Source organism: Eisenbergiella porci, from assembly GCF_009696275.1.
Taxonomy (GTDB): domain Bacteria; phylum Bacillota; class Clostridia; order Lachnospirales; family Lachnospiraceae; genus Eisenbergiella; species Eisenbergiella porci.
The window spans coordinates 1-8,093 of the sequence record NZ_VUMI01000098.1; the positions used below are offsets into that span (position 1 = coordinate 1).

Genomic DNA, 8,093 nt, shown 5'->3' on the forward strand with positions numbered 1-8,093 from the left:
ACCTCACTGTTTTAATAAGATTTTTTACTAACCCGCAAAGTCAGTAATCTTATTTTACTCTGAGGTATTTTTTTCTCAACCCTCTTTCTCGGAATTCCCTATATTTGAATTATACAGGAAGCTCCTTGAAGATATATCCTTGGCCAATTTTATTGGTGATTGGATCATAGCCAAGTCCTGCACGAAGCTTCTTGCGAAGAGAGGATAGGTGTACTCTGATCGAGTTGGAAAAACTGTTTACATTGGTATCCCACATATGATCCATAAGTTCTTCCTGACTGATGATGCGCTGTGGATGGAGCATAAAATATTCTAATAGTCCGGTTTCTTTTCGAGTAAGCACAAGGTCCGTATCTCGTACCGTTGCAACGCGGGTCTGCGTATTAAAACGCAGCTCTCCTGCAGAAAGGATAATATCCGTCTGAATAAATTTACGCCTGGTAAGGCTGCGAATTCTTGCCTCAAGCTCTTCAAAATGAAACGGTTTGGTCAGATAATCGTTGGCTCCGGTGTCTAATGCCCCCACCTTGTCGTTAATCTGACCTCTGGCTGAAAGTATTAGAACCGGTGTTTCACTGTTTTCCTGACGTAAATGAGTAAGCACTTCCATACCATCCATGGACGGTAGATTCAGGTCAAGTACGATTAAATCAAACACTTCTATCGTGGCAAGCTCCAGCCCATCTGCCCCGTCAAAACAAGTATCGACCTCATATCCATTGCTTCTAAGACCATCCGCAATGGTCAGACATAATTCTTTTTCATCTTCGATAATTAATAGTCTCATGTGTTCTCCTTGCGAATGATTCATGTATCGTTTCATGCTATTAGTATAACATAGCTGGGCATGAGAAACTACAGATTGCTAACGCTTTTTGCGAAGAGGGATACGTTCAATGGCGCATGCCTTGCATACACTCTTGCAACGTCCGCAACGTATACATTCTGGATGGTTTGGTGTGACGGACGGATTGATTTGCATGCCGCATACCTTGGCGCAGGCACCACAACCAGTACATTTTTCCTTGTCTACGCGGTAACGAAACACTGAAATCGGCGCAAAAAATGAGTAGATTGCACCAAGCGGACAGATATATTTGCAAAATGGTCGATAAATAATCATCGAGGCTATCACAACTACAACTAAAACAAAGTTTTTCCATACATATAGCCAACCGATTGTAGCGCGAAGAGCCGAATTTGTTAAGACAAGTGGGAGACCACCACCTAATGTTCCGGCTGGACATATCAATTTGCAAAAGTAAGGCGCACCTTGCCCAATAAGGTCTACTGCATAAAGAGGCAGTAGTATGACAAATACAAGCAATATTACATATTTAAGCTTGCGAAGCAGTTTATCTCCTTTGAAGGTTGCAATTTTCTTTGGGAATGGAATCTTATGTAAAAGATCCTGGACTAAACCAAACGGGCAGAGCCATCCGCAGACAAATCGTCCAAGTAACGCACCTGTAAAGAAAAGAAATCCGGCTACAAGGGCAGTGAAACGGAAATTCCAGCTTCCAATCACAGCCTGAAGAGAGCCTATGGGGCATGCTCCGAGTGCTCCGGGACAGGAATAACAATTTAGTCCGGGAACACATAATTGCTTCAGCTTTCCCTTATAGATTTTGCCTTGCACAAATCCCAGAAGATAGCTATTCGTAAGAAACGTCCATATTGCCTGTACGCTATGACGCTTGTGTTCTTTTGGTGTTTTCATAGGGTTTCTCCTTTTATTCTCATGTGCTACCCAATGCCGATGCACTCTAAACAAATGTTAATTGCCTTCGTATACAATACGGAAAGCTCCTGACGGTACAGGCCGAGAACAATAAGTAAAACACCCAGGATGGCTATGAGGCCCCCTACCCACAATGGGATATTGAAGTCTTTCACGAATTGATCCCCCCTTAATTCATATTCTTAAGATTCGCAAGTTCCTTTTCAGCAATCTCTTTCCATTCCTGAAAACTGCGTGTTCCGGCATAAGTGTCACCGACAATATTTCCGTTTCGATCGACAAAGAAGCTTTCCGGGAAACTGTCGATTCCTTTAAGGCGGCCGTTTAGAGCAGTTTCATCCGGCTTAAGAATCGGAAAAGTAAGACCTGCCTTTTTGATAAGCTGTTGTGAGAGTTCAATGGCAGAGGTATTATCTTCTCCATCTCCAGAAACGGTATCAAGCGCGAACGCAGCCATTCCTATGCCGCGAGATTCCATTTCCTGCTTAAATTTCTCAAGATCAGGCATTTCACCAATACATGGGCTGCACCAGGTTGTAAATGCATTAACCAGTGTCAAATCATACTGCGAAAAATAATCATTTGTATAACTTGTGCCGTTTACATCGGTCGTAGAAAAGCTTCCTACATGATTTGTTTCAACTCTTGCTTCCGAGAAAGCACCATTTCCCATGGAATAGTTAACCGGCTCCATTGCCGTTAAGGTAATCTTTGATTTTTCAAGCTCTTTACGGTAGCCGCTGTCTGCAGAATCTGTAAAGCTTAGCATGTAGGTGTATTTTCCATCTTCACTTTTACCAAGCTCTTTATGGTCATTGCAGCCGCTAAGCTTATCAATCTGCGAGAGATATTCAGAGTTATATACGCCGATTGTCCCAATCAGAGAAAGGCTTCCAAGCCATTTTTCTGAATCTAAAGAAGTGACTTCGAGTGCCTTTTGCTCCTCGGTAAGTGCATACCATGAAAGTGTAGCCGCTCCCAAGGTTCCATCCTCGGCAGGTTCCTCGCTGCCTATCATGGTAATGTCGTAGCTTTTCATTTTTTCAAGTATTGCATCGGTTAGCTTTGCAGACAAGCCCATATAAGGAAAGTCATACTGCTTTTTAGCGAGCATTCCGTTTTCTGCCGGCTTAAATGACATTGCCACATTCTCTGCACCGGATTTATCAGAAGAATTTGCACTGTCGGCAGAATCAGAAGCTTCTTGGCTAACAGGAGGCTTGGCTGGAGCACCAGCATTGTTGCCACAGCCAGCCAGAGATAAAGATAGGATTATCACTGCAAGCGGTGCTGCAAGATATCTGCTTAAATGTTTTTTGTTCTTAATGTTCTGTTTCATTAGAGTTATCTCCTTTTGTTTATTTACTGCTCACATGGTACCAGATGCGGTGTTAAATCTTCGTTAAGGCAACACCGCATAATGCAGATGCGACCTAAACCGCCACTGAAATAAGTAATTTAAGCGCACCAAATCAACCTGCCCAGCAACGGTTTTTTTCTTTTCCCGTCAGGCGGGCAGGTGTTTTCATAATGTTTTCACTGTTTTTTATCTTTTCTCAATGTTAATAATCCGTTGTGTCCAATCACGGTAAAATGCTTCTTCATGTGATACAAGCAACACCGTACCATTAAAATCCATAAGAGCTGATTTCAGTGCATCCTTTGCCTGAACATCCAGATGATTTGTAGGTTCATCCATAATCAGAAAATTGCAAGGGGTCAGTGTTAGCAAGCACATTTTCACTTTGGCCTGCTCACCCCCACTTAATGTTCCAATAGCTTGCATCGCATGTTTACTGGAAATCCCACACCGAGCTAAATGTTTCCGAACATCCTTTATTACCATATCGGGATGGACATTGGAAACAATTTGAATTGGTGTCTGTTCAGGTTCATCCCATATCAAGTCCTGCTCAAAATATCCAAGGGTAACTTGATCGGAAAATTTGAAATGACCTTGCATGGACGGGATTTGCCCAATTAAAGTCTTGAGCAAAGTGGTCTTCCCAATTCCATTAAAGCCGGTGATAACAACTTTTTGCCCGCCCTTAATACTAAAATCAATATCCAATAGAACTGGATAGTGATACCCAACTGCCAGGTGTTTGACCTGTAAATGTTCCGTATTTGTCAGCGGTAAAACAGGAAAATGAAAATGGGGGATAATCTCTTTCTGTTCCAAAGCTTCCATTTTGTCCATTCGATCAAGCTGTTTTTGCCGTCCTCTTGCCATTTTCGCTTTTCGTCCAGCGATATTTTTTCTGATAAACTCCTCTGTTTTTTTAATCTCCTTTTGTTGTGCTGAGTATTGACGAATGTAATCTTCACGCAGCAGTGTCTTTTTTCGCAGAAATTCAGAATAAGTGCCGTAATACTTTGTTATTGTGTCATTATCTATATCGCAAATACGATTTGCAATTTTATCTAAAAACTCAAAATCATGGGAAACAACTAAAAAAGCGTTTTCTAAAGAAGATAGGTATTCTGCCAGCCATGCAACATGGTCTTTATCAAGAAAATTTGTTGGCTCGTCTAATAGCAATACATCTGGTTTTTCAAGCAGTAGTTTTGCCAAAATCACTTTTGCTCGCTGGCCGCCACTCATTTCGATGATAGGGCGGTCAAGACCAATCGCAAGCAGCCCCAGACCATTTGCAACACGCTCGATTGCAGTATCAATGGAATAGAAGTTATGTGTTTCAAGATACTCCTGATAGTAGGCAGCAAGTTCCAGACTTTTCATATCTCCATCGGCAGCCTTTTCATATAGTTGCATGGCTTGTACTTCTATCTCAAACAGTTTCGCAAAAGCTGATTTTAAGAACTCTTTCATTGTGAGCGTATGGTCGATTTCTGCATACTGATCTAAGTAGCCAATCGTAATATTCGGTTGCCAAATAATGCGGCCGTTATCAGGTATAATCTGTTCTGTGCAAATTTTAATCAGGGTGCTTTTGCCGGTTCCGTTCTGTCCGACAATCCCAATGTGTTCCCCTTTGTTCAGTGTAAATCCTGCATTTTTGTAAAGCAGGTTTTCACCAAAAGAATGTGTTAGTCCTTCAATTTCTAATAAGCTCATTTTTAAAAAACCTTTCTTAATATATTTGGAAAAAAGAAAAGGCAGAAAGCAAAGATACGCAACGGTATCTGCCTTCTGCCTTTGGCATGGTAACGCAAAAACAAAAGGCTATGGACAAAACATTGTCCATAGCCTCGCACACATTTTAATCACATGGAAAGCCAACACAATAAAATGGGTAGAATACCCCCCTTGGCTTCCCGATGAAATCTAAATGCGCTCTTTATACGCTATACTCTGCACAATGTTTCATCGGAATGGATTGTACAGAGTTGATTTTCTTTTTGCGTTGATCTGTTAAATGAAAACTCATATTTTGCTCTCCTTTGGAGATAAACTTTTTTAATAATAACACGATTCTCCCTCTTTGTCAATTTTTCGAAATAAGAACTCGTGAAATAGAATACTACTTGGGATTGTCCCGCAGATTTATTAGATTTGCATTAAATTAGGTATCCGATTTATAACAAAGAGCCGGCTTCAGCTGTCATTACAACCGAAGTCGGCTCTCTTTACTTATTTTTCTACAAACCGATACCCCACACCCCAAACCGTTTCAATACACTCTCTCCCTGTCAACTCCAACAGAATCTTCCGCAGCTCGCTGATGTGATACCGGATAGCCTCGTTAATTTGGATCGGTTCCGCATCCTCCCAAACTACTGAATAGATTTGGGATTTTTGAAAAGTCCTGCCAGGGTTACGTGCCAGCAGGTAGAGTATCTGAAACTGCTGGCGGCCTAATGTATAGCTTTTTCCATCCTGCTCGATCCGGGACTCCAAAGGGTACAGGCTCAGATTTCCGATCTTCAGCAGAGGCTCCGTGGGGAGTTCTACCTGATGGTATTCCAATGCGCCCAGGCTGTCAATAAGACGTTTGAGCAAAGCTTCTTCCGAATCTTTGAAAGTCAGAATCATCATTTTCCCCACGGTGTCACCTCCCCCTGAAACGAAAGAAATTAAAAATGTATCCATTACCTTCGCTCAGAGCACTCTAAGTATTATTTGAATTTTTTTATTTTCCCATATACCACGCTCCATATAACAGCGTGTATCAATAGCACAAACAGAATAACCCATAGATTTTGTGATTGTCCTCTCACCAGGCTCATCAATCCATAGAAGGTTGCACTTGACGGGAGAATAAAGGAGAAATAGTACGGTATGCTGCCTACTGAGGTGACCAAATAAAAAAATATCGGAGGTGCAATGAATAAAATCATGATTATCTTGATATAAACAATTCCCACCATAAGTCCATCAGAAAAATGTCCAACAAACAGTCCTATCAATGCTGCAATGTATGCCGATAAACTCACTAATACAAAAAATGGGAATACGTCACATAATTTTATCCGCATACAAATCAATGCGGTAATAATAGTTGATGCCGTACCTCCAACAAAACCAAGTAGTATTTTTTGGATGATATATGTTTTCGTATCTAATGGTAGTACCATATTGATAAATGCAACACCGTCTTCTTTTTCGCTGATGATATTCATGGCATTAAAAGTACACCCCATAAACATAGCTGTAACTAAGGTTATTGTTATTAAAAGAGCTTTTAATCCATCTGTATTGTGTATGACAGGAATAACTGTTGTTTCAAAATCCAACTCATTCACTCGATTTTTATAGATTTCAGGGAGCGCATTGCCAAGAATCCTATTCACTTCCAGTTCATCACCTGAAAGCAATGTTTTGATACCATCATCTGATTTTAAAACTCCTATGACCTGTGTGGAAGGATTGTTGACTGCCGCCTGGAGTTCATCGACATTTTCATATTGCGTAAGCGTCCCGCCTTTTTGCAGCCATAGAACTGCTTCATCTGAGAGATCGTTTTCCAATACTCCAAATGAAGTTTCACTCATGGTCTGAAAACTTGCTCCCAAAAGAAAATTGATGGCAATTCCAACGATGATAGGAAGTAAAAAAGTCAGAATACACATTTTGTCCCTGCGAATACTTTTTAATTGATATTTCAAACCGTTCATGCTCTATCCCTCCTTTGCCATCTCGTTTGTCAATGTCCGGTGTGCAAACAGGAATAGCAGTACAATTACACCAGTGCAAATCAAATAGTATGGATAAGCCGGAGCTGGTGCTGCAAAATAAGCGGATTTCATTCCCACAAACAGGTGATACATAGGATGATAAACGATCCACTCCCACTCAATTCCGGTCTGTCCGGCAAGGAAAACCGGTGTGGTGATGAATATCGCAATAATCAGATAAAAGAGGGAAAATTGCTTGAAGTCCGGCAGGCATACCGCACATAAAAAACCTGCTAATGCCATGATAAGTGACAAAATCCCAGCCTGTATAAGCACCGCAGGCAAAATGGAGATACCGTTTTCTACACCTATATTTATCAATGTCAACAATATAGTGAACAATACATCTGACAATAGAATCCAACACAGCTTTGATAGAATGAAGGCAGACTTACATACCGGTAGTACCCCATGTACTCGGATAACCCCCATCTGCTTTTCTTTAAACAGCATAGCGGCCAGACCTAAAAATCCAACTGCTGAAAGCTCAAAAAACAGAAATTCTGCAGTTATCTCCCTGCGATTTTTTAGTTCCTTGTCATTTGTGCCGATGATTTCCGCTTGATCTTCCACACCACTGCTTACAATTTTCTCTGCATAAATGCCTCTCAAATAATCTGTAGTTTCTGTCCCTGATGAAAGCATGTAAACTTCTGGTGTGACAGTAGAAAAATCAACTCCAACTGAATATTCATCTGCACATGCTTCTTCTAAAGCAGCTCTGGTATCAACTTTCGTCACATATTCAGATACAATATGTTGAGTGTTGTTCGGGTCATAAAGATACACGGGATAAATATCCTGATCTAAATTGACATATACATAATTGATATAGCATGAGTACAGAACAACAGAACACAGTGCCAACAGGAAAAATTTGCTGGACAACATCATTTTGAAGTCTTTTTTCAGTAAATATGAAAATCCTCTCCACATTAAGCCAGCCCCCTCCCTGTGTATTGGATGAACATATCTTCTAAAGTAGGCTCCTGTGAATGGATACTAATAATTTCATCATACGGAAAAGCGATGCCATGTTTTAGTTCCTGCGTCACAATTATTTTTTGCTCCCGTTTTTCTTGATACAATAGATTAGGAAAGTTCTAAGTCAGGGGCTCAAAATCAAGAGCTTGATATGAACTTCAAGCCCCTGATTTAGTACTTTCCTTTTGAACCAAGTCGCACATGCGGACCTCTTATGCCGTTTTAATGA

The 8,093-nt window shown here is 40.8% G+C and carries 8 protein-coding genes; all 8 read right to left on the minus strand.

Annotated elements, in window-relative coordinates; all coding sequences use genetic code 11:
• Window positions 1-109: 109 nt before the first annotated feature.
• Window positions 110-787: a response regulator transcription factor gene (locus FYJ45_RS28370; RefSeq protein WP_154468316.1), complete on the minus strand. Its 678-nt coding sequence runs from the start codon at window positions 785-787 to the stop codon at window positions 110-112.
• A 78-nt stretch (window positions 788-865) separates the two neighbouring features.
• Window positions 866-1,720 carry a 4Fe-4S binding protein gene (locus FYJ45_RS28375; protein ID WP_154468317.1) on the minus strand — a complete coding sequence of 285 codons (855 nt, stop codon included), beginning with the start codon at window positions 1,718-1,720 and terminating at the stop codon, window positions 866-868.
• 26 nt (window positions 1,721-1,746) lie between these two features.
• Entirely contained in the window at window positions 1,747-1,896 is a 150-nt protein-coding gene (locus FYJ45_RS28380; protein ID WP_321170338.1) for a CD1871A family CXXC motif-containing protein, read from the minus strand.
• A gap of 14 nt (window positions 1,897-1,910) precedes the next feature.
• Window positions 1,911-3,080 carry a TlpA disulfide reductase family protein gene (locus FYJ45_RS28385; protein WP_154468318.1) on the minus strand — a complete coding sequence of 390 codons (1,170 nt, stop codon included), beginning with the start codon at window positions 3,078-3,080 and terminating at the stop codon, window positions 1,911-1,913.
• Between the two features lie 207 nt (window positions 3,081-3,287).
• Complete coding sequence (locus FYJ45_RS28390; protein ID WP_154468319.1) at window positions 3,288-4,820, minus strand: ABC-F family ATP-binding cassette domain-containing protein; 1,533 nt, start codon at window positions 4,818-4,820, stop codon at window positions 3,288-3,290.
• Between the two features lie 516 nt (window positions 4,821-5,336).
• Entirely contained in the window at window positions 5,337-5,741 is a 405-nt protein-coding gene (locus FYJ45_RS28395) for a winged helix-turn-helix domain-containing protein (protein ID WP_235931054.1), read from the minus strand.
• 80 nt (window positions 5,742-5,821) lie between these two features.
• Window positions 5,822-6,820: an ABC transporter permease gene (locus FYJ45_RS28400; RefSeq protein ID WP_154468321.1), complete on the minus strand. Its 999-nt coding sequence runs from the start codon at window positions 6,818-6,820 to the stop codon at window positions 5,822-5,824.
• Window positions 6,821-6,823: 3 nt separating this feature from the next.
• Window positions 6,824-7,816 (minus strand): ABC transporter permease, encoded by a 993-nt coding sequence (locus FYJ45_RS28405; RefSeq protein ID WP_154468322.1) that lies wholly within the window; start codon window positions 7,814-7,816, stop codon window positions 6,824-6,826.
• Window positions 7,817-8,093 lie beyond the last annotated feature (277 nt).

Bases quoted from the DNA above. Each gene is read 5' to 3' on its own strand.
- FYJ45_RS28370 (WP_154468316.1), bottom strand. From the start codon at position 787: ATGAGACTATTAATTATCGAAGATGAAAAAGAATTATGTCTGACCATT.
- FYJ45_RS28375 (WP_154468317.1), bottom strand. From the start codon at position 1,720: ATGAAAACACCAAAAGAACACAAGCGTCATAGCGTACAGGCAATATGG.
- FYJ45_RS28385 (WP_154468318.1), bottom strand. From the start codon at position 3,080: ATGAAACAGAACATTAAGAACAAAAAACATTTAAGCAGATATCTTGCA.
- FYJ45_RS28390 (WP_154468319.1), bottom strand. From the start codon at position 4,820: ATGAGCTTATTAGAAATTGAAGGACTAACACATTCTTTTGGTGAAAAC.
- FYJ45_RS28395 (WP_235931054.1), bottom strand. From the start codon at position 5,741: ATGATGATTCTGACTTTCAAAGATTCGGAAGAAGCTTTGCTCAAACGT.
- FYJ45_RS28400 (WP_154468321.1), bottom strand. From the start codon at position 6,820: ATGAACGGTTTGAAATATCAATTAAAAAGTATTCGCAGGGACAAAATG.
- FYJ45_RS28405 (WP_154468322.1), bottom strand. From the start codon at position 7,816: ATGTGGAGAGGATTTTCATATTTACTGAAAAAAGACTTCAAAATGATG.